We start from the raw sequence: 756 nt of genomic DNA on the forward strand, positions 1-756 counted from the left end.
TCCCTGACTGCCCATTATTTGCTGTTCCTAAGAGACATAACGATGGACAGAACGCAGTTCACCAAAATTTTTACGCGCTACTACATGCGCTCTACAAGTTTGGGGATTATTTTTACCCTATTCGCTTGTGCAATCAGAGGGGTTAATCTTGTTGTATACCTTCCTTACGTGTTATCCGCGATCACTTGTTTTACTTACCTTTGGGCAAGTCGAACTTTCACGCTCGAGCAAAAACATCAATCTGTCGTCATTGCCCTAATCCTCGGTTACACCCTCACTTTTTACCTGTACTTTTTCTTAGGCGGACATTTTCTTTTTTCGTCGCTGGTGACGATCAACCTACTTTTGACCATGGTTGAGTTCGGTGTTTTTTGGTCGTTCTTTACCTACGCCTTATCAATGACTTTTTGCTTTTACATTGATTTGATAACGGCAGGGAATGACCCTTTTAAACTCAACGCTTTAAAAGAATTTTTCATTCAAAGTACGTTTTTATTTTTGTTCAACCTGTTTATTTACAAAGGGCTACGCTCTATCGAGTGCTATTGGCATGGCATTTGGCAAAAACAATATGAACAGGTGGAAAAGCTTGAGCGATTGCTCGAAATCGACGAGCTCACTGGGTGCTATTCCCGCTTTAAAGGCAATCACCTGATCGAACAACAGATTCAACGTGCCCAACCGTTTACTCTGTTGTACATCGATCTTGATGGTTTTAAAGCCGTGAATGATGAATTCGGTCACGACGCCGGAGAT

The 756-nt window shown here is 41.8% G+C and carries 1 protein-coding gene; it reads left to right on the plus strand.

The features are described 5' to 3' along the window. Window positions 1–42 precede the first annotated feature (42 nt). On the plus strand, window positions 43–756 hold a 714-nt coding region (locus R7Z49_RS24590), incomplete at its 3' end, for a diguanylate cyclase (protein ID WP_318112315.1).

Origin of the sequence: Vibrio sp. 1562, from assembly GCF_033340155.1 — a bacterium.
GTDB lineage: Bacteria > Pseudomonadota > Gammaproteobacteria > Enterobacterales > Vibrionaceae > Vibrio > Vibrio alginolyticus.